This window comes from Arthrobacter sp. KN11-1C (genome assembly GCF_052180225.1).
Taxonomy (GTDB): Bacteria; Actinomycetota; Actinomycetes; order Actinomycetales; family Micrococcaceae; genus Arthrobacter.
In genome coordinates, this window is sequence record NZ_CP197467.1 from 3,827,694 (window position 1) to 3,850,535 (window position 22,842).

General features: G+C 63.5%; 20 protein-coding genes, 1 tRNA gene and 2 pseudogenes. 13 read left to right on the forward strand and 10 right to left on the reverse strand.

Annotated features, from left to right (window positions below):
- Positions 1-154: 154 nt before the first annotated feature.
- The 4 genes and pseudogenes from ACSBOX_RS17865 to ACSBOX_RS17880 all read right to left on the reverse strand — a co-directional run bounded on the left by ACSBOX_RS17865 (position 155) and on the right by ACSBOX_RS17880 (position 1,784).
- The gene (locus tag ACSBOX_RS17865) at positions 155-538 is read right to left on the reverse strand and encodes a hypothetical protein (RefSeq protein ID WP_442543666.1); all 384 of its coding nucleotides are present in this window, start codon (positions 536-538) and stop codon (positions 155-157) included.
- A gap of 62 nt (positions 539-600) precedes the next feature.
- Positions 601-978 carry a hypothetical protein gene (locus ACSBOX_RS17870; RefSeq protein WP_442546098.1) on the reverse strand — a complete coding sequence of 126 codons (378 nt, stop codon included), beginning with the start codon at positions 976-978 and terminating at the stop codon, positions 601-603.
- 56 nt (positions 979-1,034) lie between these two features.
- Positions 1,035-1,106: pseudogene (locus ACSBOX_RS17875) on the reverse strand (hypothetical protein); the annotation flags it as partial.
- A 252-nt stretch (positions 1,107-1,358) separates the two neighbouring features.
- Positions 1,359-1,784: an Hsp20/alpha crystallin family protein gene (locus ACSBOX_RS17880; RefSeq protein ID WP_442543667.1), complete on the reverse strand. Its 426-nt coding sequence runs from the start codon at positions 1,782-1,784 to the stop codon at positions 1,359-1,361.
- A gap of 136 nt (positions 1,785-1,920) precedes the next feature.
- Here ACSBOX_RS17880 and ACSBOX_RS17885 point away from each other — a divergent pair, with 136 nt between their 5' ends.
- Positions 1,921-2,220: a MerR family transcriptional regulator gene (locus ACSBOX_RS17885; RefSeq protein WP_442543669.1), complete on the forward strand. Its 300-nt coding sequence runs from the start codon at positions 1,921-1,923 to the stop codon at positions 2,218-2,220.
- 1,140 nt (positions 2,221-3,360) lie between these two features.
- Here the strand turns inward: ACSBOX_RS17885 and ACSBOX_RS17890 are convergent.
- Both ACSBOX_RS17890 and ACSBOX_RS17895 read right to left on the reverse strand, forming a co-directional pair.
- Positions 3,361-3,945: an SOUL family heme-binding protein gene (locus ACSBOX_RS17890; protein ID WP_442543670.1), complete on the reverse strand. Its 585-nt coding sequence runs from the start codon at positions 3,943-3,945 to the stop codon at positions 3,361-3,363.
- Between the two features lie 167 nt (positions 3,946-4,112).
- Positions 4,113-4,466: pseudogene (locus tag ACSBOX_RS17895) on the reverse strand (IS21 family transposase); the annotation flags it as partial.
- A 350-nt stretch (positions 4,467-4,816) separates the two neighbouring features.
- Here ACSBOX_RS17895 and ACSBOX_RS17900 point away from each other — a divergent pair.
- The 4 genes from ACSBOX_RS17900 to ACSBOX_RS17915 all read left to right on the forward strand — a co-directional run bounded on the left by ACSBOX_RS17900 (position 4,817) and on the right by ACSBOX_RS17915 (position 7,696).
- Positions 4,817-5,263: a hypothetical protein gene (locus tag ACSBOX_RS17900; protein WP_442543671.1), complete on the forward strand. Its 447-nt coding sequence runs from the start codon at positions 4,817-4,819 to the stop codon at positions 5,261-5,263.
- Between the two features lie 785 nt (positions 5,264-6,048).
- The gene (locus ACSBOX_RS17905; protein WP_442543672.1) at positions 6,049-6,351 is read left to right on the forward strand and encodes a DUF4193 domain-containing protein; all 303 of its coding nucleotides are present in this window, start codon (positions 6,049-6,051) and stop codon (positions 6,349-6,351) included.
- A 216-nt stretch (positions 6,352-6,567) separates the two neighbouring features.
- Complete coding sequence (locus ACSBOX_RS17910) at positions 6,568-6,798, forward strand: hypothetical protein (RefSeq protein WP_442543673.1); 231 nt, start codon at positions 6,568-6,570, stop codon at positions 6,796-6,798.
- 424 nt (positions 6,799-7,222) lie between these two features.
- A complete protein-coding gene (locus ACSBOX_RS17915; protein WP_442543674.1) occupies positions 7,223-7,696 on the forward strand; it encodes a DUF4383 domain-containing protein in 474 nt (157 codons plus the stop codon).
- A gap of 99 nt (positions 7,697-7,795) precedes the next feature.
- Here the strand turns inward: ACSBOX_RS17915 and ACSBOX_RS17920 are convergent, their stop codons facing one another.
- Positions 7,796-8,029, reverse strand: a complete 234-nt coding sequence (locus tag ACSBOX_RS17920) for a YegP family protein (protein ID WP_442543675.1) — start codon at positions 8,027-8,029, stop codon at positions 7,796-7,798.
- Positions 8,030-8,344: 315 nt separating this feature from the next.
- Here ACSBOX_RS17920 and ACSBOX_RS17925 point away from each other — a divergent pair, with 315 nt between their 5' ends.
- Positions 8,345-8,872, forward strand: coding sequence for a DUF427 domain-containing protein (locus ACSBOX_RS17925; protein ID WP_442543676.1), 528 nt, complete (start codon positions 8,345-8,347; stop codon positions 8,870-8,872).
- A 709-nt stretch (positions 8,873-9,581) separates the two neighbouring features.
- Here the strand turns inward: ACSBOX_RS17925 and ACSBOX_RS17930 are convergent.
- A complete protein-coding gene (locus ACSBOX_RS17930; RefSeq protein ID WP_442546061.1) occupies positions 9,582-10,799 on the reverse strand; it encodes an IS110 family transposase in 1,218 nt (405 codons plus the stop codon).
- A gap of 433 nt (positions 10,800-11,232) precedes the next feature.
- Between ACSBOX_RS17930 and mobF the strand changes: the two genes are divergently transcribed.
- The 3 genes from mobF (at position 11,233) to ACSBOX_RS17945 (ending at position 16,371) form a co-directional block, all read left to right on the forward strand.
- Positions 11,233-14,805 carry a MobF family relaxase gene (gene mobF / locus ACSBOX_RS17935; protein WP_442543677.1) on the forward strand — a complete coding sequence of 1,191 codons (3,573 nt, stop codon included), beginning with the start codon at positions 11,233-11,235 and terminating at the stop codon, positions 14,803-14,805.
- Positions 14,806-14,918: 113 nt separating this feature from the next.
- Positions 14,919-15,131, forward strand: a complete 213-nt coding sequence (locus ACSBOX_RS17940; protein ID WP_442543678.1) for a helix-turn-helix domain-containing protein — start codon at positions 14,919-14,921, stop codon at positions 15,129-15,131.
- A gap of 25 nt (positions 15,132-15,156) precedes the next feature.
- Positions 15,157-16,371: a site-specific integrase gene (locus ACSBOX_RS17945; RefSeq protein ID WP_442543679.1), complete on the forward strand. Its 1,215-nt coding sequence runs from the start codon at positions 15,157-15,159 to the stop codon at positions 16,369-16,371.
- Between the two features lie 89 nt (positions 16,372-16,460).
- On the opposite strand, the gene ACSBOX_RS17950 is transcribed toward ACSBOX_RS17945, so the two are convergent.
- Together ACSBOX_RS17950 and ACSBOX_RS17955 are read right to left on the reverse strand one after the other, a co-directional pair.
- Positions 16,461-16,534 (reverse strand) — tRNA-Thr (locus tag ACSBOX_RS17950).
- A gap of 151 nt (positions 16,535-16,685) precedes the next feature.
- A complete protein-coding gene (locus ACSBOX_RS17955; RefSeq protein ID WP_442543680.1) occupies positions 16,686-17,564 on the reverse strand; it encodes a DsbA family protein in 879 nt (292 codons plus the stop codon).
- 180 nt (positions 17,565-17,744) lie between these two features.
- On the opposite strand from ACSBOX_RS17955, the gene ACSBOX_RS17960 reads away from it, so the two are divergent.
- The 4 genes from ACSBOX_RS17960 (at position 17,745) to ACSBOX_RS17975 (ending at position 22,837) form a co-directional block, all read left to right on the forward strand.
- A complete protein-coding gene (locus ACSBOX_RS17960) occupies positions 17,745-19,235 on the forward strand; it encodes an alpha,alpha-trehalose-phosphate synthase (UDP-forming) (protein WP_442543681.1) in 1,491 nt (496 codons plus the stop codon).
- Positions 19,225-20,049, forward strand: a complete 825-nt coding sequence (gene otsB / locus ACSBOX_RS17965) for a trehalose-phosphatase (RefSeq protein ID WP_442543682.1) — start codon at positions 19,225-19,227, stop codon at positions 20,047-20,049. The genes ACSBOX_RS17960 and otsB overlap by 11 nt, the downstream gene beginning before the upstream one ends.
- A gap of 194 nt (positions 20,050-20,243) precedes the next feature.
- Positions 20,244-21,326: an ABC transporter ATP-binding protein gene (locus tag ACSBOX_RS17970; RefSeq protein WP_442543683.1), complete on the forward strand. Its 1,083-nt coding sequence runs from the start codon at positions 20,244-20,246 to the stop codon at positions 21,324-21,326.
- Positions 21,327-21,427: 101 nt separating this feature from the next.
- On the forward strand, positions 21,428-22,837 hold the full coding sequence (locus ACSBOX_RS17975) for a DUF4032 domain-containing protein (protein ID WP_442543684.1): 1,410 nt from the start codon (positions 21,428-21,430) through the stop codon (positions 22,835-22,837).
- Positions 22,838-22,842: the final 5 nt, after the last annotated feature.

Consider the following 22,842-nt stretch of genomic DNA (forward strand, 5'->3'; position numbering starts at 1 on the left):
TGAGCAGGGGAGCCCGGTCCTCTAGAGCCGCACGTGGAGGTCTCCCGGCTGATTGTGCCGTGCCGTTGATGTGCTGTGCCGTGGCCATGAAGAGAAGGGAGTGACGTCATGGGTCAGCTTCTGGCTGTGCCCTTCTCCGGGATGCCCAACAGGCCTAGAGCTGGGTGCCGTAGATGAATTCCTTGGCGTGGTTGACGGCTTTCCTGAAGGCGTCGTTGCGGAGCGTGACCTGCTCGTCGCTGTCGGTGTTGCCTGGCTCGATGTAGGCGGTGTGTCCGGGGTGCAGGACCCAGATGTCTCCGGACGGGGGCAGGTAGAAGACGCCGAAGGAGCGGTGCCGTGGGTCTCCGGACCAGATCGGGACCACGGCAATGGCCGCGCCGGTGTCGGCGTTGATCCACTGGGCCCAAGGCAGTGGCCGGAGGTGGACCTGGACCGCTGGGTCCAGGAACGGGTCCGTGCCTTTGCCCCAGCGTCGTTCAAACCGTTCGTGAAACGCCGGCATCAGGAGGTGTTCGTAGGGGTGCCAGGCGCTCATGGCGGGTTCCTTTCAAGCTGGTGCGGCGTGACAGTGCTGTTACGGGGCAGGGTCTGGTTGGGTTAGCGGCGGATCCACAGGATCCGGTAACCGGGCCGGGGTGGTTCTTCGGCCTCTGCTGCTGCGCGGTCCGGCCCTTGGCGGACCAGGTCCCACAGCCCGGTGATTTGCCGGCCGGCGGCTCGCTGTCCGGGGGCCTGCTGTCCGGGGGCCAGTCTCCCGGGGTCCTCCCAGCGCACCGGGCCGATGATCAGGGCAGGGCCGGAATGCCTGTGTGGTGCAGCGCGGGAGGGATCGGGCGGCCGGGGCGCCGGGGCTGGGGACGGAGATGGCTGCCGGTGGCGGTCGTAGGCTGCCCGCTGGACGGGGTCGCCGAGAACGGCGTAGGCGTCCATGATGTCCTGCAGTTCCCGGGCGGCCGCTTCCGGGCCGGCGGCCACCTTTTCGGGGTCCGGGTGTCGGGGTGACGGGTGCGCATCAGGGAACGGTAGGCGTGGGCGATTTCTCGGGCCGTGGCTGCGGGCCGGAGGTGGAGAACCTGGTAGGGGTCCGGGTTGCGTTCTTTCATGGCAAGTTTTTCCGGGGTGTGGTTTCAAGCCTTGTCCGCCATCCCGGGGCCTTGGAAGGCGTCGTGGGGCGGGGATGTTCCCCGGCCTGTGGGGGCCGGGGACCATCGGTGTGGGAGGCATCGTCGGGGGCCGTCTTTTTCCGGTGCGCGACTGGCGCGGTGGCGTGGCTACTGTGTGCATCGCCCTTTTACTTTTCCGGCGGCCGGTCCAATGCTCCCGGTCCTGCATGTCTGGCCGGTGCCCGGCGGGTTCTAGGCGTTGATTTCCTGACGCTGGTTCTTGTCCGAGGCGATTTCGATCCGGCGTGGTTTGGCCTTTTCGGCTACCGGGATCCGCAACGTCAGTACGCCGGCGTCGTAGCTGGCGGTCACAGCGTCGGTATCCAGGGCATCGCCGAGGATGAGCTGGCGGCTGAAGACGCCGCGGGGACGTTCGGCGGCGATGAGCTCGGTCTTGTCACCGGCCGGGTCCTTGCGTTCGGCCTTCACGGTCAGGACGTTGCGTTCGACGTCGATGTCCACCGAGTCCACGGCGACGCCGGGCAGGTCGAATGCGACGACGAATTCTTCGCCTTCCTGCCAGGCGTCCATGGGCATGGCGGCCGGCCGGGCTGTGGTGCCGAGGACCTGTTGGGCGAGTCTGTCGAGTTCGCGGAACGGATCGGTACGCATCAGCATGGTTTCCTCACTCCTTGTGGATCGGTAGCGATCATTTCGTCCCAGCCGATTATCTTTTGTGGCTGGTATAGATTTTTTATAGCACCGGGGTGACACTGGGGCAAGCGGGTTTTTTGGAGTTTTTGAGGAGGGCCGGATGGAGCAGGAACCCGGGAGGGGTGCGGGGGTGTATGCCATTTCCGTGGCCGCGGAACTTGTCGGGACGGGGCAGCAGAACCTGCGACTGTACGAGCGCAGGGGCCTGCTGGAACCTGGCCGGACGGTCGGGGGAACCCGCCTGTACAGTGAACAGGATCTGGAGACCCTGCGCCGGATCGGCGCACTCCTGGAGAATGGGCTGAACCTGGCCGGCATCCGCATGGTCCTTGAACTCGAATCCGCCAACAGGCGCCTGGAACGGGAACTGGCTGCCGCCCGGACACGGTCCCGGCGCTGAGCACCAGCACGCCCGGACCGGGGTGCACAGCAGGGAGCCGTGTCCTGGCCGCACGTGTCCCAGGTCCGCTGCCCAGCCCCGTCGCGGTCTACCGCGGGAGATAAGGATTTTCCGTTGCTCCAGTGAACCCTGCTCCGGCAGATTCAGCAGCCCGCCCCGGTCCGGACCGGAGGCCACGCTGAGCTCAGCCTGAGAACTATGGTGAGACCGGACACGGCCCAACGCCTCGGAAGTGGTGCACTTCTAAACCGTCGTCAACATTTCTCCTGGAGGAACTTCGTTGCACTTGGATTCTTTGGCAGCGGAACGGCTCCAAGGGAACGAAACGGGCCGCCCGATGGGGGACCGGGCGGGCCATTCCAGCGATAACAAGCGCACGCTGAGAATGTGCAGGGGCGTCCCGTCATCGGCTTGAGGTCAGGGGTATTCTGGACGGAATTCACCTTCGGGAAAGCCCCAGACAGGAAGGCGGTATTCACTAGCGTGAGCCTCAAAGAAGAGTGGGACCGGCTCGATTCCGGGACCCGGACCTGGTTTCTGGAAAATCCGGCATGCCTGGTCCTGCCCCCCGCAATGTCCGCCAAGTTCAGCAAGGACGCACCCGGGACATGGAGTGTGACCAGCACGGGCAGGTTGTACTCTCCCGGGACGACCGAGACTTCATCCGGGAGAAAGCAGAGGCAGCCGGAAAAATAACGCGCGTTCCCGTGAGGGAATAACGATTCTTCGACACGGCAGCTCTGCCCGTCATCAGGCAAGCACCGCCTGGAATGCGCGCCGTAGCTTCGTCCGATGAGGCCCACTAGGACCGCGTTGTTGAGCGCGCCATAACGACGAACACCTGACCGGCACCTGGAGAGAGCCCGTCGTCAGCCATAAGCGCGTCCGCGGTGCCCGGCCGCCCAACTGGTCACAGTCCGATCAATGGCCACAGGTCCGCGTGTTATGGACAATCGGCCCGGTGATCCCATCCGCCACGATATCCGCATCCGGAACGTGGCCGGCTTCCGGAGGCGTCGGGATCCCGTTGCCTTGAGCTACCGGCAGGGAGGCGATGTGTCAACCGCAGACACGGCGGACCCTTTCCGGGGCGCAAGGGTCCTGACGCAGGGAACGAACAGGCACATGCCTCGGGTTGGCTCAGCCAGGAGGCTCCAGGTCAAGCACTATCTCGTTGTGTCTCATGAACCATGGCTTGAACGGTGGATCAAACCGGGCGAAACGCGGCGTCCCAGCAGGAGTGAGTCCAGCTGCCCTCAAAGCACTTTTTAGCCTCTCAAGATGCCGTTGATAGCTCAGCGCACTCCACCGCCCACTGTACCGGATTGCCGCTGCAAGGCTTTCGGGAACTGTCCGCAAATACACCTTCGGGTCGGTGGGGCCGGGTGCGTTCTCGATCGTGAAACCTTCCGGGAGGACAAAAGCAACCCGGAACTTTGGCTTTCCCGCCTCATAGGCCTGCGTCGCGATTCCCTGCTGCACGACCGGGGCAGTCATTGCTATCTTTTCCGAAGCTGCGTCCTGAACCACTGGCGCAGTCATCGCCACTTTCTGCTTGGAACGGTTCTCTCCGCTGATATAGGAAAACAGGTACCGGAACGCACGGTTGCCAGCCTCTTTAAAGGTGCCTTCGACAATGACTTCGGCCAGTAAATGCTCGGGATATCTGCGAACTTCAAAATCGTCGTAGCTTCGCACCATCTGGTATGGCTGTTGCGCCGTCATGGCATCACGCTACTCCCGCGGCGTTGCCCAGGCCATGAGGTTCCTGGGGATGGTGAAGACTCGGGTGGTTTCCTTGCGATGAGGGTTGATCTGACCGGCGCTGATCGGGAAACAAGTCGTCGGACCCTTCACCTTTTCACAAGCCCCGTCGGAACTGCGGTCAACGATCCGGTGGATAGCCTTGCCGGAGTGGAACAGCCGGAAGACGAACATGTGGCATTCAGTCTTCACACCGCTCAGGACCACCCGGACTTCACCGAAATACACCTCCGCTTCAGCGCCCGGCGCGTGCTCCTGCGGAACGAAAACCTCCACCCGGCGACCGGCCTCGACATCGATCTGCGCCCAGCAGACCCGCACCTAGTCGCGAACCGTCGAGTACGAGAGTTCCTCTGCCCCGCGCCCCTCAACGAGGCGGCCAAGGATCCTGCGGGCAGCAGGCGCTGCCTACGCGCCTCCGTCGTGTCCTCGACCAGCATGGCATCGGTCGCCGCCTTAAACGGCTCCAGCCTCCTTGCCACTCCCCGGCCTGGGTTTTACGTTCAGGAGGGAGGCGAATAGCAGAGCCTGCCGCGCTGTCCTTCGGTAAACCCTGGTATCTGGTCGCCAGTGTGCGGACCGAGAGACCCTCGACCCGGGCGTCCCTCCTGATCTGCGCGAACAACTCCACTCTCGACACCATCCAGACCAGCCTTCCGCCGCATCCATCCATCCACTGATGAATTCAGCGCTGAGGCGGGGCCACATATAACCGTCACAAGTTGCCCGGCGAGTCACGAAGTGGGGCCAGAAATAGCCGACCTACCCGGGCCATCCAAACCTGGCATAGTCACAGTAGCCTGCATGGAAGGCATGAATTTGTTTTAGGGGGATGTCGATGCTCAAGCATCATAAGGATCCGGGTCGTTCCAACCCGGCACTTTGGAACCGGGAGGTCGTGCTCGACCCGGCCTATGTCAAAGCTCTGATCAAGGAGCAGGCCCCGGAAAGGCCAGAGCGCTTCGTGGCCGACCTGGTGGACACGCTCCGGGATCATGTAAGCCTGCTAGGCACGGTCTTGGAGGAAAGCAACCTGGCCGCGACGGTGGATTCCGTGGTCCGTCTCGCGTCATGCGCGGCGAAGATGGGGGCACGTCAACTCGAACGGGATGGGCGTCTGATCCAGGCTTCCTTGAACACGGGCCGGCCGGAACGGGCGCGAAGACTATGGCACCGTCTTCACTGCGATATTGCCGCGCTGGACGAGGCGATGGAGCAATTCGTTGACGCGCTGGAGCGCGATGGGACAGACACGGATGCCCAGTCCACGCAGCAATAGCCCCGGCGCACGCAGCCACCGGGCCAACGCCTGCTAAACGCCGCGTTCGGACACTGCCGACATTCGCGCCGCTCACCAAACCTGGTGGGCTCAGTGACATGAAGCCCCCTTGAGGTCGTTGTCCCCTGTCTGCAACAATCTGGCACCAGAGCGGATGATAAACATTCCGGTACGGGTTGCGTAAACCTGGCCTTCGCCCACACGAGGCGAGCCGTCCGCACCATGCCGGCACGCCGGAGCGACGTCGATCAATTCGCCCAGACGGGGACGCTGCTACGGATTCTGGACGAATCGGGGGATCCGTTACTACAATCTTGTCCACAGTTCGGCATGGGCGCATCAGGCGTCCGGGAAGGAGGAACAGATCACCGCTGACCCAGACCTATCTACCACTGACTTACCCGTTGAAAGCCCCTCGTCCGAGGGGCTTTCCCTTTTCTGGGAACAGGTCCGTCGACGGCGTGCCCACAGCAGGCCATTACGCGCGGGCCGGGGTAGGCTCTGATCGAAGCGACAGTCTTCGAGGAGCATCTCCTCCTGGAGTTCGGACGCTCACGACAGATTTCTTAAGCAGAGGGAAACCAGTAAGAGACCGGCACCTGCCGGTCTCTTACTGGTTAAGGGGCAGGTGCGCCCTGCCTGCCCGGTCTGAGGAAGCAAAGAGCCAACCGGACACCCAGCCCGCGGCCTAGCCCAATGGTGAGGTCCTGCGGGGGGAGGTTCCCGGGTGCTTGGAGAATCCGGTGATGGTGTATGTTGCTATCACTTCAAGAAGAAAGAGGCCAGTGGCAACGGATTACGATGAGCTCCGCAACGACGTCAAGGAATCCCAGGACAGCTCCCTGGAGGCCCTGCAGTCGGCGAACAAGCCGGACGCACAGAGTGTCATTCGCGAGCTCCATGAAACAGATGCCCTCGACGATGCAATGGTTCCTGGCGGGGAATTCGTCAACGAGGAACTGGTCGTCCAGGTAATTCCGCAGGCCGAGGACGAGTTCACCTGCTCCTCCTGCTTCCTGGTCCGGCACCGTTCCCAGATCGCCCGTCAAAAAGACGGCCATTTCTACTGCGTCGAGTGCGAAGGCTAAAGAGCATGGCACGCCCGTGATGCCCGGCCCGGTCGATGATCCATCCCGGGAAGGGGGATCGACGCGGGGTTCAGGAACCGGCGGAGCGAAGACTTTCCAGCATCCTCTGCCATGCTGCTTCCCGGCGACACGCCCGGGACTGAGTGTTCACCGGGGCCTCGGTGGTGGACTCTACGCCGGAGGGAACAGCCGATCGAAGATCTGAAAGACACCTACGTGAGCAGCGATGAAAAGACCGGATTGACCGCGGACGGGAGCGCCCTGCTGCGCGGCCAGGAAGTCCTGGTGCGCGCCGGCAGCGAAGACCTCGGACCCGGCGTCGTTGATGACCTCAACGACGACGGGTCCATCGTCTGGATCGTCTTCTTCGGCCAGACCCCGCGCCGCATGCTCATCCCGGAAGATCAGGCCCGCTACACGGTCCTCCCGCCGGTCTCTGCGCGCTAGGCAACTGACCGGTCCGCGATCCGGCCCACGAGACCCGGGGGTGTGGTCTCGAGGGCAAGTGCAACACCGGCAACAATCTGGCACGCACTATCCCTAAACCGCTAAAACACCGCCACGTTCCTGGACGCCGCCTGCCTTGATGCTGGGCCCGTCCGTCCGACCGGCCCGGAGCGGGAGAACATGACGGGAGGGAGTGTTTGGCCGCGCGTCCTGGTCCCGGAAATCAGACCGAACAGCCGGCTCGGCATGCCTGCGCAGACCCTTCACCTCGACCATCCCGGAGTACTCGGGAAAACGCTCTCTTCCCTGCTCAGGCGCGGTTTCCAGGAGTACGCTGGTGGTCTCGGCAGGATTCCTGCTACTCCTTGCCGCGAGGCCGGTTCTCCCCCTGAAGAGCCGGCAATCAGCGTGAAAGGAAGACACAATGACTACCGCTTCACACCCCGCGCAGCACCACCACGTGATGGGGCTCACGCTGCACAACACAGCACTGGTTTTGGGCTGGGTTTTCCTCGCTGTTGGCGTCTTGGGATTTATCCCGGGCATCACCAGCAATTACGGCGCCATGACCTTTGCAGGACATGACTCGGGCGCCATGCTTCTTGGAGTCTTCCAAGTATCCGTCCTGCACAACATTGTCCATTTGCTGTTCGGCGCAGCAGGCCTGTACTTCGCGAGGACCGGAAGGATGGCGCGCGGTTACCTGATCGGTGGCGGCGCAATCTACCTCGTCCTGTGGATCTACGGCCTGATCACCATGTCGAGCATGAGCGCTGACTTCGTGCCCATGAACGCCGCGGACGACTGGCTGCACCTGGTTCTCGGTGTCGCCATGGTCGGTTTAGGCCTCTGGCTCGGCCGGGACGCCACGGAGAAAGCGACCCCAAGCACCACGTAGCGTGCCTCCCACGGTTCAGACTGACGAGGGCGGCCCGTCGCCCGGGGCCGGACATCCGCTCCGGCGGACGGTCTCTGCGTTGGCGACCCGTCGGGCCCGTCACGGTCTGGCAATGCCAGCGCCGCCTGAACGGGGCGGACGGGATGGTCCTTGGGGCGAAAGGTCGGTAATAAGGCTTGTTCCGGCGCATTCGCGCACCGCCCGGATCCCGGCCATCGCCGAGGGCTTGTCGGCGAAGCCCGCCGATACGGCCAGCACCGTCCCATCGGAGGCTTTCAGCCGGAACCTGAACCGCGACTGCGCGTCGAGGAAAAGCTCGAACATCCCTGCCATTGATTTCCCCCAGAAGATTCGGGTCTCCACCCGTGCCATTGCCGCGCATGATGGAACACCGTCTTCCTGCCCCCTCGGAACGACCCGGCCCCCATCCGTCGGACTGCCCGGGCCATCCCGAGGGATTCCTAAGAATCATGGTTCACATTGTTGACCCGGGCAAGTGATTCATCAAAACCGTTCAATAATTTTTTCATCCGGCCCTAAAGCATTCAAAAATCCGGATCGGGACCTTCATCCTGCTCTCATATGTGCCGGTCGAGACCTCCCCGGCATTCACGGTGGCATCCCAGCGGAAGATGGCAGCATGAGGACATGACTCCCGCTCACGGTATGTCCGGCTTCTTCCGGCGTCCCCAGCCCATCAAACCCAATGCCGGTCAGGAATCGGTGTGGGACTACCCGCGGCCGCCACGGGTCGAGCCGGGATCGGAACGGGTCATCGTGCGGCTTGGCGGTCAGGTGATTGCCGACACCACCGATGTATTGCGTGTCCTGGAGACCAGTCATCCGCCTGTCTACTACTTGCCATTGGACGCTTTCCCTGCTGGTGTACTCGTCCCGGTCGAGGGCACCACCTTCTGCGAGTTCAAAGGAGAAGCGCACTACTTCGACGTCGTTGCCGGCGGGCTCGTCGTTCCCCGTGGCGGGTGGACCTACCCGGAACCCGCCCGCGATTTCGAGATGCTCAGTACCCGGGTGGCGGTGTACCCGGGCCGCATGGATTCCTGCGAGGTCAACGGCGAGCAGGTGACCTTCCAAGATGGTGACTTCTACGGCGGTTGGATCACCACGCGGATCGTTGGTCCGTTCAAGGGTGGCCCGGGAACAGCCGGGTGGTAAGCACATCGCTCTTACGCGCCGGCAAGACTGGGCCCCTGACTTTGCCTCTGGCCGCTCCGTAAATGGTTCGTCCTGCATAATGCGTCTCACAACCCTAGGGAAACGAAACGTCTCGCGTGGCCAGACCGAAAGGCAACGATCGCAATGGCGGCTTGATTTTCGGTGGAATAGCACGGATCTTGCCGCGGCCAGCCGATGGCCAATGGCTCTTATAACTATGTGTCGAAACCTTCTGGTTGAATCGGTGTATCCAAGGTTGGTTATGCGACCCTTCGGAGCAGCCATGGCCAAGCTCATCGGCTACGGCCGGCATTTCAACCCGGGCTCAGTCCACTGACAGCAGCAGACGGACCTTTTGGCCGCGGGCGTCCGATGCGGACCACGCCGTATCCGAGGCCCGGGCATCACCACCCCAATTCGACCGGGCGCTCGATGCACTGATCGAAGGCAACACCCTCGTCATCATCACCTTGGACCGGCTCGGGCTCTCCACCCAGCAATCCGGCACAACCTCGAACCCCGCGTAATACACCTCTACGGGCTCACCCCCGCACCAGTGTGCGTCGACATCGCCAAACGGCACCACAATTCTCATCCCCTGCACGCGGCAGGAACTTCCCCATTTGTTCACAGACCCGTGAATAACTTGAGCAGGGCGTGGGTGACCCACCGGAGGTGTCGCTCCGGGCAATAGGCGGGTTCGGAAATATCAGGCGGCTGGGTCGATGACGACGGTGTGTCCGAGCCGTTCGAGTTGGGCGACCAGCCGTCGGGTATGTGCCTCGTCGTGCCGGTGTTGCAGCCAGTCGGGTCCGAGGTCTCGGTAGGGCTCGTCGCGTTCGAGCATGTAGTAGGCGCTGTCCAGGATTGAATGGGCTGCCGCGATCTGGGCACGCTTGGCGCCACGTCGGGAGGCGATCCGTGCCTGTTGCGCCGAGAGGTAGGTGTTCTTGCTGCGCGCGGCCGACGCGGCCGCCTCGACCAGTGCCGAGGTGAGCCACTTGTTTCCGTGCCTCGCACCAGCCGGGGTCCTGCGCCCTGCCGACTCGTGGATCGCCGGCGCGACACCGGCCCAAGCCGCCAGGTGTGACGCCGACGGGAACCGGGACATCTCGCCGCCGGTTTCGGCGACAATGGCCTGCGCGACTTTCAGCCCCACTCCCGGGATCGTCTGCAGCAACTGAATCTGGTGGGCCCACGGCCGCGAAGCGGTGTCGATGGTCTCATCCAGTGCCGTCAAGGCGGCGTCAACCCGGTCCAGGCGACCCAGCATCGCAACCGCCAGCCGGGCGTGATCGGCGTCGAAGTGGCCGGTCAGCGCCTCGATCAGGTCAGGGATCTTGGAGCGCATCTTTCCTTTCGCCAGCTGCGCCAGGACCTCCGGGTCAGCCTCCCCCGCGATCAACGCTGCGAGCATGGCACGCGCGGAGACGGTAGTCACCGAGGAGATCTTGATGCTGGCATCTTCGAGCATCTTCTCCAACCGCCCCGCATCCCTGCTCCGGTCCCCCATCAACTGCACCCGGTACCGGGTCAGCAGCCGCAGCCGGCGGATCGGCGGAGGCGGAACAAACGAGGGCCGGAGCAGACCGTGCTCGAGCAATTGCGCAATCCACTCAGCGTCTTTGACGTCGGTCTTACGGCCCGGGACGGCCTTCATGTGGGCGGCGTTGAGCAGCCAGCACTCCATCTGATCTTCCAAGGCATAAAACACCGGCTTCCAGTAGGTGCTGGTCGACTCCATCGCCGCCAGCGTCACGCCCTGCCCGACCAGCCAGTCCCTCATCAGCTCAAGCGAGCGCGTCATGGTCCGGAACGTGCGCGTCTCGCCGTGACGACCACCGCCCGGCCCGGGAACCCGTACGCACACGGTCACCGACTTCTTGCCAATGTCCAGTCCGGCAACGCGCTCGAACATCACGTCCATCAGAATCACCCATCCTTTGAAGCGAGTATCGATATCAACGCCGCTTGGAGGATCCTCTAATCAGGACACAGACCCACGTGCTTCACCGCAACAATCCGGCACACCCTCGAACCCCGCGTCATACACCTCTACGGGCTCACCCCGCACCAGTGTGCGTCGACGTCGCCAAGCGGCACCACAATTCTCATCCCCCTGCACGCGGAAGGAACTTCCCCATTTGTTTACACCTCTGGCACCAAAGGTCGTCGCCGTGAGCACCGTCTCACGGCACGTCATGTCGCGACGTAATGCCACCCCGATGAACCGACGTGAATGGGAAGACTTGCGGTGAATGTGTTCAAGACTTCGAACGGTCTCGCACCTCCCGGCGATTCTGCTCCACGGGCTGCGGCAACGGGCAGGGAGACCGCCGAAGGCGGACACGGAGACGGCCATGACCATGTCCATCGCCAGGCTCTCCGCGCAGTCGGGTCTGAGGTACCTGTTCAAGACCACGATGATGGATGATGTGTCGCCGACTCCCGCGGACGCCACAAGCTACTACATGAAGGCCGGGACACCGCAGGGGCGCTGGCTCGGTAGCGGCCTGGGCGGCATCACCCGAGCCCGCGGCGACCCAGTCACCGAAACCGATGCCAAAGCCATCTTCGACGAAACCGTCCATCCGGACACCGGCGCTCCGCTGGGCCGCCCGCACGGCCAACCCACACTCGTCCAAAACAGCCAGGGTCAAGCCGGCACGCGCCGCGCTGTCGCCGGATTCGATCTGACGTTCAGTGTCCCCAAGTCCGTCTCCGTGCTCTGGGCACTGAGCCCCCGCGCTCTCCAGGACCAGATCCTTCAAACCCATCACGACGCCGTCACCGCCACCCTGGACTGGCTGGAAGAGTCCGTCATCCACACAAGATCCGGACGCAATGGCGTTGCCCGCATCGGCACTCGCGGGGCGATCGCGGCGGGGTTTGACCATTGGGAGTCACGCGCCGGGGACCCGCAACTGCACACCCACCTGGTCATCGCCAACCGCGCCCAGCGGATCACCGACGGCGCCTGGGTGACCTTGGACTCCCGGACCCTCTACAAGGCAGCGGTCGCCGGCAGCGAGCACTATAACGGTCTGCTCTTCGACTCCCTTCACCGCCACCTGGGTACCGAGACCGACATCCGGGAGCCCGCAGCCAGCACCCACAACCCGAGCCCGCAGCTCACCGGAGTCCACGACACGTTGATTCGCGAATTCTCCCACCGCTCCCGCCTCATCGAGGTAGAAACCAATCGTCTCGTGGCCGCATGGATCGATGCCCACGGCACTCACCCAACGGCGACGACCACCATCAAGCTCCGCCAGCAGGCAACTCTCTCCACACGAACCCCCAAAGCCGAGACCATCGAGCCTCTGAACCAACTCTCCGTACAGTGGCGGGCACGCGCGGCAGCCAAGGGCTTCGAGCCCCGACTTGTGCTGGCTAACACCGTCCGGAGGTCACGGACTGCCCCTTTCCGCTCGTCAGACTTCACCGCCGAGTGGGTGGACGCCGTCGCATCACTGACGCGGGAGCGGGTCGCCACCAAGCGCGCCACCTGGAACCGGTGGAACCTGCTCGCCGAGGCCGAACGGGTCTGCGCCGCGATCCGCTGCCACACACCCGCGGACCGCAACGCCCTGATCGACGCCCTCGCCACCGCCGCCGAAACCCAATCGGTGCCCCTCAACGAGTACCGCTACAGCGTCCCCGCGGACGCGCGGCCCGATCTGCGCCTCGGCAGGCGGAGCGTCTTTGACTTCCACGGGTCGCGCCTCTACACCGACGCCACCACCCTCGCGTGCGAGGAGACCGTCATGGAAGCAAGGAACGACGACGGCGGCCCGGCTATCCGCGCGGCCCTCGCCATGGAGGTACTCGCCCGGTACAAGCACCACGGCGAATTCGGGCTGCACGACGACCAGCGCGCCGCCGCTGCCGGGGTGCTGCTGAGCGGTAACCGGCTCGACGCCGTCGTCGGACCCGCCGGAACCGGTAAGACCACCGCCCTCGGCGCGGTGAAGGCCGCCTGGGAAGCAGAGTTCGGGCCCGGCAGCGTCGTCGGATTGGCGCCCGCGGCGGCGAGCGCCGAGGTTCTCGGGCGGGAACTGTCCGTGGTCGCGGAGAATGTCGCCAAGTGGCTGTACGAGTCCGCCGGCGAGGGGGCCAGTCGCCGGGCTGAGCGGTTCTTCGATGCAGAGCGGCGGCTCACCCATCCTGTGGCTAAGTCAAGCCCGCAGACCGCTCTTCTCGCACAGAAAGCAGCTTGGCTCTCCGCAGAGCAGGACCGGTGGCGGTTCCATTCGAACCAGCTGGTTGTCGTCGACGAGGCCTCGATGGTGTCGACCCTTCAGCTCGCCGCGCTTGTGGAACAGGCACGGGACGCCGGAGCAAAGATCTTATTGGTGGGCGATCCCGGGCAGCTGGATGCGATTGACGCCGGCGGTGTCCTGGGCTGGCTGGACCGCCAGGGCAAGACCGCCCGGTTGAGCACCATCTGGCGGTTCGAGAACGCCTGGGAACGGGATGTCTCGTTGAAGCTCCGTTCCGGGGACGTCGCAGCCATCAGCGGCTACGAGCAGCATCAACGGATCCGTTATGGAAGCTATCTGGACATGGTCGGTCAGGCGTATCTGCAGTGGCAGGCCGACATCCGTGCGGGAAAGTCGTCCATCCTTATCGCCGCCGACAACGACACCGTCGGCATGCTCAACGAACGCGCCCAGGCGGACCGCGTGATCCGGGGTCTTGTGGACGCCGAACAGACAGCACTCCTGTCGGACACACTGTGTGCCGGGCGCGGTGACACGATCATCGCACGCCGCAACGACCGCGCCGTTGCCGACAGCAACGGTGACTTCATCCGCAACGGCACCCTGCTCGACGTCGTACGTGTCGGCAGGCGCGACGGCTCCCTCACCGCGGTCCGCAGGGATACCGGAGCCACCGTCACGCTGCAGCGCGAGTACGTCGAGTCGGCCGTGGAACTGGGGTACGCGACCACCGCCCACCGCTCCCAAGGAATCACGCTCGACACCGGCCACACCGTCGTCACCCAAGGACGTCTCACACGCGAGCTTCTCTACGTCAGCATGACGCGCGGACGCGGCGGCAATTGCGCGTACGTCAGCGAAAACGACCCCACCGACCGCAAGCCACTTGATCCTTCCCTCCAAGGTTCGTGGCGGGAGATCCTTGGGGAAGTGCTCGCGGCAGAAGGCGCCGAACGAACCGCTCATGAAGTCCGCGACGCCGAACAGTCAAGCGCCGACAGCCTGGAACGGCTCAGCGCCGAATACGACTACCTCGCCCAGATCGCAGCCGCCGAAGACCTGACAAGGTTCATCGAGGCGCGCACTCCCGAGATTGTTGAGGTGTTGCAACAATCCCCCTCGTGGGGCGCGGCCGTTGCAGCCTGGCGCCGAGTGACCGCGGCCAGCCGGCCCGGGGCCCAGCGGACTGTCACCGCCGCTTTGGAAACAAGCCGCGATGCAAAGGACGTCGCAGCCGTTCTACACGCCCGGCTCGTCAATTTCTCATCCGGCATGCCAGCCAGCGATCGTGCCGTGATCCCCGAAGCACTTCATACCAACCGGCCCGACCTCGCTGACATGATCAACCAGGTAACCCAAAGGATCAGGCAGCGGGCCAAGCAAGTCGCGTCGGCCGCTATCGCGCAGGACACTGAATGGAAGCGAAAACTCGTCCAAACGCTCCCGCCGAATGTGACCGATGCAGACACCGCCCGCCTGGTCGCCAGGGTTGCCATCTACAGGGACCGCTGGGGTATCGACGACTCACCCCTCCCTCTGGGACCTGCACCGGCGGACCATGAATGGGAACAGTCATCGCAGTACGAACACCTCAAGCGCATTGCTGACCGGGCTTCGTCCCAAGCCAACCGGCAACAACAACCCGGCCAATGGCTGGAAGATTCGATCTCCCGACAGATCAGCCCCATTACTGTCGGTTGGCAGCTCTGACATCAAATCAGTCTGCTCCTCCGCGCACGGTCATGCCGCCTGCACCTTTGCCTCCCATGAAGTAGGAACAGAACCTGGCCGTATGTCAGGTGACCACGACCATGGAGACTCCAATGACTACGACGCCAAATCGCAACCAGCCCGTCGAGGTTGACCAACAGTGGCTAACCCCGAAGGAGATCTGCGCACAGCTACAGATCCCCGAACAGACCTTCTACCAGTGGCGAGCCAAGCACGTCGGGCCACACGCTTACCGCATCGGCAGGCACCTGCGAATCAGCCAAAGCGACTTCGTTGCCTGGCTGTCCCTGCACGCTGAGCCGTAGCCGGCCCAAAACCTGCACGCGATAAATGAGCAGGTACCCACTGCCCCTCGGAACATGGGGTCTCATCCGCACTAACCGGGCAACAGCAAGAAGTTGGCGCGCACGGGCCAGATACCGTGACCTCGACGGGCAAACGCGAAAAATCGAAGCCCGCGGACCATCCGCCGCAGCGGCACGGCGAAATCTCCAAATCAAACTGCAAAAAAGGCAGACCCAAGGCAACGCCCTCATCAGCGCAACCGACCAGATCCGCGACCTCTCAGAGGTCTACCTGGCAGAGCTGCAACGCTCGGACAAGGCATCGCGGACCAAAGACAAGTATGCGTTCAGCGTCAAGAAGTACATTCTGCCTGGAATCGGCTCTGTCCGCATTGGAGAGACCACGCCAGGCGTCGTGGATCACTTCATTCGAAATGTTGTCGACGCGGCCGGCCCGGCTACGGCCCGCAGTTGCGGGGCCGTGTTGTCGTCGATGTTCAAAATTGCGCTGCGCCACGATGCTGTGAGCATCAATCCGGTCCTGGGGATCTCTATCCCGAGAAGTCGGGCGGCAAAGCCTCAGGCTCTGGATCCGGAACAGTTTCTGGATCTGAGGACCAAGCTCATTGCTTGGGAACAGGGATCAGTGCTTGGCCGCACGAGGTCCCAGGAACTCCACCAAATCGCCGACGTCCTCATCACCACAGGCCTGCGCCCAGGCGAACTGTTCGCACTGTCCTGGGCTGATGTCGACCTCGACGCAGACCCGCCGACCGTCCATGTCCACGCCACAGTCATCCGTACTTCCACCGGCGGTGTCACCATTCAAGACCACCCAAAATCCGAGCACGGATTCCGCTACGTGACCGTACCGCCAAACCTCGCCGAGTCGCTTCGAAGGCGACACCTCAGTCAAAGCAGCAGCGCCACGGCGAATCCCTTGGACTTGGTCTTTCCGTCATCCACAGGAACAGTGTGCGATCCGAACAATGTCGGCAAGACGTGGCGCAAAGCGGCAGATGACATCGGATACTCGTGGGTGACGTTCAAAACGTTCCGCAAGGCCAACGCGACTCTCATCGCACGGACTATGGGGGCCGAAACGGCCGCGTACCAGGCAGGGCACTCCAAGGTGTCAATGACTCGAAAGCACTACGTCGAGGAATACAAAGAAGCGATCGACACACGTGCCGTGCTCGGCGCCTTCGACGCAGCTAACGGGGGACCAGGAGCACCTAGCAAGACCGGTCTCCAAATCTGATTCAGGTGAGTTAAAGGTGAGTCCGGCACCAAAAAGTTCAAATGGCTCTGACCAAAAGCAGTAAACCCGCAGGTCAAAGCCAAACTAAGAGCCCCCTGTCGGATTCGAACCGACGACCCCCGCTTTACAAGAGCGGTGCTCTGGCCAACTGAGCTAAGGAGGCGCGCCCCGGCATGCCGGAGCTGGTGCCCCGGACTTACCGAAGCAGGATGCCCGGCGAACCGGGGCTGGTGCGCGCGAGCGCTAGATAAGGGTAGCCCAAGACCTCCCGCCCACGGAAATTCCCAGTGGGCGGAAGGCCACGGACGAGGGAACTACTTCTTCGCTGCGATAGCCGCATTCAAGAGGGTCATGAAGTCCGTCTTGTTATCCCACTGCTTACCGTCGATGAAGACCGTCGGAGTGCCGGAGATCCCGATATTCTTCGCCTCTTGGGTGACCACCTTGATGAATGGCCGGTACGTCTTGTTGTCGATGCAGGAGTCAATGTTGGCCGATCCCGCCTGGGTGGCCAACTTCTTGAGGTCGTTGTCCGAAATGCCTGCGCTGCCTTCGGCGGGCTGCTGTGCGTACAGCAGGTCCACGAGTGCCGAGTACTTGTCCGGTGAGGTGTTCGCGACACAGGCTGCGGCGTTGGCGGCGCGGGACGAGTAGTTGGTGCTGGAGCTGGCGTCGAGGAAGCCGAACGGACGGTACTCCAGGGTGATCTTGCCATCGTTGCGCAGCTGGGTCAGCTGCTGGCTGTACGTGGTTTCGAAGTTCTTGCAAATGGGGCAGATGAAGTCGATGTAGGCCACAACCTTGACCGGCTTGCCGGCTTCAGGATCAGCCCCCGGAGCGGTCACAGTGGTGGGGGCGGTGGCCGGAGCTGACGGCAAAGATGCCAGGCTAACGGTGCCGGCGTCCACCTTCGTCACATCGGTGCCCTTCAGCAGCGTCACGCCGCCGTGCACGTTGGCGTTCGCCGGCGTCGGGCCCTGGTCGGCAATAGGGGCGTTGTTCGCAATGTTCTGGGTGACCACGAGGGCGATCACCGCGAGGATCGCCACAACGGCAACCACAATGCCCCATCCGATGAGCAACTTGTTGCGCTTGTCTTTCTTCAGCTGAGCTTCGCGGATTTCGCGGGCCTTTTCGCGGGCCTGGGCGGTGCGCTCTGCCTTGGACAGGCGTGGTTCGTTTGCGGGGCTCATCAGTTCCTCGTGATTTATCGACGGCGTTGGTTATTAGCTATGGCAACGGTGCCAGTTTACGGGAGAAGACTGGCAGCTTTGCTGGGGTCTTCGACTCCAGTCTGAGGAACGAGCAAGTGTCCTTGATGATTCCCGCCGGTAGGGTGGGAGAAGAGTCACAGGCAACCCCAGGGGGCAGCAATGCAACAACCAGCAAGCGAAAAAATCGACAGCGCACCCGAAGGAAATCCCGCTCCAAAAGCCCGGAAGCACGATTTCATGGTGGTCTCCAACCGCCTTCCGGTTGACCGCTACCCCAGCGATGACGGGGAAAACAACGAGGAAAGTTGGCGCCGCTCTCCCGGCGGCCTGGTGACCGCCCTCGCACCGATGATGACAAAGACCGACGGCGCGTGGGTGGGTTGGCACGGCGCCCCGGACGAGGCCCTGGAGCCCTTCAGCCACGGCGGCATGGACCTGATTCCCGTGGATCTCAGCACCGACGATGTTGAGCTCTATTACGAAGGGTTCTCCAACGCGACCCTCTGGCCGCTCTACCACGACGTCATCGCCCCGCCGGAGTTCCACCGCACCTGGTGGGACAGTTACCGCCGGGTCAACCAACGGTTCTCCGACGCTGTCACCGAGCACGCGGCCCACGGAGCCACCGTGTGGGTGCAGGACTACCAACTCCAGCTCGTGCCAAGCATGCTCCGCCAGGCACGCCCGGACCTGCGGATCGGTTTCTTCAACCACATCCCCTTCCCGCCACCGGAAATCTTCGCCCAGTTGCCGTGGCGCCAGGCCATCATCGAAGGCCTGCTCGGCGCTGACCTTGTAGGTTTCCAGCGCCCGAGCGACGCGGCAAACTTCATGCGTTCGGCGCGCCGCTTCATCGGGGCGAGCGTCAAACAGCAACAGGTCCACGTCAAGGGACCGGATGGGGAGATCACCCATATTGCCCGCGCTCAGGCCTTCCCGATCTCCATCGCCGTGGATCAGATCAGTGAGCTCGCCGAGCGCCCTGACATCGTCGAACGTGCCCGGCAGATCCGCCAGGACCTCGGAAACCCCACAACGATCCTCCTGGGCGTGGACCGTCTCGACTACACCAAGGGCATCCCCCACCGCTTGAAGGCCTTCGAGGAACTCCTCAAGGAAGGCCGGCTCAAGGTAGAGGACGCCACACTGATCCAGGTTGCGAGTCCCAGCCGCGAGCGCGTGCGGCAGTACCGGCTCCTGCGCGAGGAAATTGAAGGCACCGTGGGCCACATCAACGGCAGCTACGACACCATGCAGAACACTGCCGTGCGCTATCTCCACCACAGCTACCCGGTCGAGGAAATGGTGGCCCTGTACCTGGCGGCCGACGTCATGCTGGTAACCGCATTGCGCGACGGCATGAACCTCGTCGCCAAGGAATACGTCACGGCCAGGACCAACAACACGGGCGCCTTAGTCCTCAGCGAATTCACCGGCGCCGCCGATCAGCTCAAGCAAGCGCTCCTCATGAATCCGCACGACATCGACGGACTCAAGAACACCATCATGCGGGCCGTGGAGCTTCCCCCGAATGAATCCCGCCGTCGGATGAAGTCCATGCGCAAACAAATCCTCGACCACGACGTCGATCATTGGTCGGCCGAATTCCTCTCGGCCCTAGCAGAAATCGTGGTTCGCGATGACTCCTGATACAGCCGCCACTCCCCCGCTGAGCCTGCCGCCCGAGCTGCTCGACGCCGTCCGCAGGATCGCGGGAACCGACCACCTCCTGGTGGCCATGGACTTTGACGGCACCATCTCGCCGATCGTGGACCACGCCGACGCCGCCCGCCCGCTCGAGCGCTCAGCCGCCGCTTTCGCCGAACTCGCCAGGCTTCCGAGGACGACGACGGCGCTCATCTCGGGGCGCGCATTGGCCAGTCTGCGGGAGGTCGCCTCGCCCCCTGAAGCCACGCTGCTGATAGGCAGCCATGGCGCAGAGGCCTGGCTGGGCCCCGGTTCGACGGAACTCCAACTCGACGACGCCCAACGGGAGCTCCTCGCCGAAGTCCGCGAAGTCCTGGCCGGAATCTCGCAGGAAGCTCCGGGGACCGTCCTCGAAGACAAGCCCGCCGGCGTCGTACTCCACACCAGGCGTGCCGCAGACGACGTGGCGGAGGACGCCGTCGCCGCCGCGCGGGCGGTGCTCGAAGGCCTGCCGGGAGTCTTCCTCAAGAACGGCAAACGGGTCCTCGAGACCTCGGTGGTGCACTCCTCCAAGGGCGATGCCGTCGAGTTCCTGCGCCAGGCCACCTCCTCTACCGGAATCCTTTTTGCCGGCGACGACGTAACGGACGAGGACGCGATCGCCAGGCTCGGCTCCGGCGACGTCGGAGTGAAGGTCGGGCTGGATTTCACGCAAGCCGAATTCCGCGTCGAGGCCCCTGTCCACGTCGCCGAACTCCTCGAGGCCGTGCTTCGCGAACGTCGCCGCAAAGTCTCGGGAGACACATCTCACATGTGACATTCGTAACATTTAGGCGAATAAGCCGGACTGCTGCCATACTCTTGGTTGTGATGTGGCGCACAACTACCGTGCGGCGTCACTCAGTCTCCCTTGCCCGGGCCTAGCCCAGGGCGGGGAGTCCAACTGAATAAACATGAACCATTCACAACGGATCGTCCGGCACGTACCTGCCGGTGAAGGGATTGATAACTGTGGCAACAGTTACTTTTGATAACGCTACGCGTCTGTACCCGGGCACAGATAAGCCCGCCGTCGATAAGCTCAACATCGACATCGCCGATGGCGAATTCCTGGTCCTCGTTGGACCCTCCGGTTGCGGTAAGTCCACCTCCCTGCGCATGCTCGCAGGCCTCGAGGATGTGAACTCCGGCCGCATTCTGATCGGTGACCGCGACGTCACGGACGTCCCGCCGAAGGACCGCGACATCGCGATGGTCTTCCAGAACTACGCTCTCTACCCGCACATGACGGTTGCGGACAACATGGGCTTCGCACTCAAGATCGCCGGCGTTTCCAAGGAAGAGCGCGCCGAGCGTGTCCGCGAAGCAGCCAAGCTTCTTGACCTCGAGCAGTACTTGGACCGCAAGCCGAAGGCACTCTCCGGTGGCCAGCGTCAGCGCGTTGCCATGGGCCGCGCTATCGTCCGCAACCCCCAGGTCTTCCTCATGGATGAGCCCCTTTCCAACTTGGACGCCAAGCTCCGTGTCCAGACCCGCACGCAGATCGCATCCCTGACCCGCCGCCTCGGCGTCACCACGGTCTACGTCACCCACGACCAGGTCGAGGCCATGACCATGGGTGACCGCGTTGCCGTTCTCAAGGACGGCCTCCTGCAGCAGGTCGACACCCCGCGCAACCTCTACGACCGCCCGAAGAACGTCTTCGTTGCCGGCTTCATCGGCTCCCCCGCCATGAACCTGCTGGAACTGCCCGTCGTCGACGGCGGCGTCCAGTTCGGCGGCACGGTTTACCCGGTCCCGCACGATGTCCTCGAAGAGGCACACGGCACCACCGTCACGCTCGGTTCCCGACCGGAAGACCTCGAAACCGTTGGTGCCGGCGAAGGCCTCGAAGTTGAGGTCGACGTCGTCGAAGAGCTCGGCGCTGACGCCTACGTCTACGGCCACACCACGCTTGACGGCAAGAGCCACGACATCGTGGCCCGCGTCGATGGCCGCCGCCCCCCGATGAAGGGCGAGTCCATCTTCGTTCGTCCGCAGTCGGGCCACGTGCACTTGTTCGACACCAAGTCGGGCCTGCGCCTGGGCGACTGACGTTCCCACCGGCACCCTAATATCGAAGCGACGGCGGCCCTTCCGAGTGGACGGGCCGCCGTCGTCGTTAACAACAGCCTCCATACGGAAGAATTGACCCCATGACCGAGCAAAGCGGTGCCAAGTGGCATGACGAACCCACCGACTACGCGCAGATCGGCAAACTCCCGCGCACCGAGGCTGCCAGCGCGAATGACACTGCACCACCGGCGAGCGTCATCGGATCCCTCAACATCACCGCGGCGGCGGCCGATCCCGAGCTCCTGGACCTGCCCTGGCACATCGCGCTCGAAGACTGGCCCGCGGCGAACCTGGCCGCCCTGCCCCGAGGCATCTCGCGGCACATCGTGCGTTTCGCGCACCTGGCCGGCTCCGTCATCGCCATCAAGGAAACGTCCGAGCACGTTGCCCGGCACGAGTACCACATGCTCCGCAAGCTGGCACGGATGGATGTGCCTTGCGTCGAGCCGGTCGCCGTCATCACCGGCCGGACCACGATTGACGGGAAGCCGCTGAACCCCGTCCTGGTCACGCGCCACCTCAAGTTCTCCATGCCATACCGGGCACTCTTCTCCCAGATGCTGCGGCGGGACACCCTGACGAGGCTTATCGATGCCCAGGCGCTGCTGCTGGTGCGCCTGCACCTGATCGGCTTCTACTGGGGCGACGTCTCCTTGTCCAACACCTTGTTCCGTCGCGACGCCGGCGCATTCGCCGCGTACCTCGTGGACGCCGAGACCGGCGAGCTGTACCCCGACCTGTCAGTGGGCCAGCGCGAGTACGATCTTGAGATCGCGCGCGTCAACATCGCCGGGGAACTCATGGACCTGCTCGAAGGCGGACTGATCGAGGAGAAGGTTGACCCGGTGGCGACGTCGGAGCTCATCATGGACTCGTACCGCAGGCTCTGGACCGAGCTTACCGAGAAGGAATCGTTCGAGCTCGGCGAGCGCTGGCGCGTGGGGGCTCGCATCCGCCGCCTCAACGAACTGGGCTTCGACGTCGAGGAATATGCCATCAAGACCACCGCGGACGGATCCACCATCCAGCTGCAGCCCAAGGTCGTCGACGCCGGCCACCACCAGCGGCGACTGCTTCGCCTCACTGGCCTGGATGCCCAGGAGAACCAGGCCCGCCGGCTGCTCAACGACATGGATTCGTTCCGGGCGGACAACAATCCGGACATGGACGAAGAAATCAGTGCCCACACGTGGGTCAGCCAGATCTTCGAGCCCATCGTCCGGTCCATCCCGCGCGACCTTGCCGGCAAGCTTGAGCCGGCGGAAGTGGTCCACGAAGTCCTCGAACACCGCTGGTACATGAGCCAGAAGCAGGACAGCCACATTCCGTTGGCGGAAGCCGTGCAGTCTTACCTGGATACCATCTTGCGCCACCGGCGTGACGAGGCTGCCATCATGCTCAACCCGGACACTGCGATGCTCAAGATCCTGGAAGCCGAAACCGAGGAATCCCGGTACGACGAGGACGAATACCCGGATTCGGACGACTAGGCCGG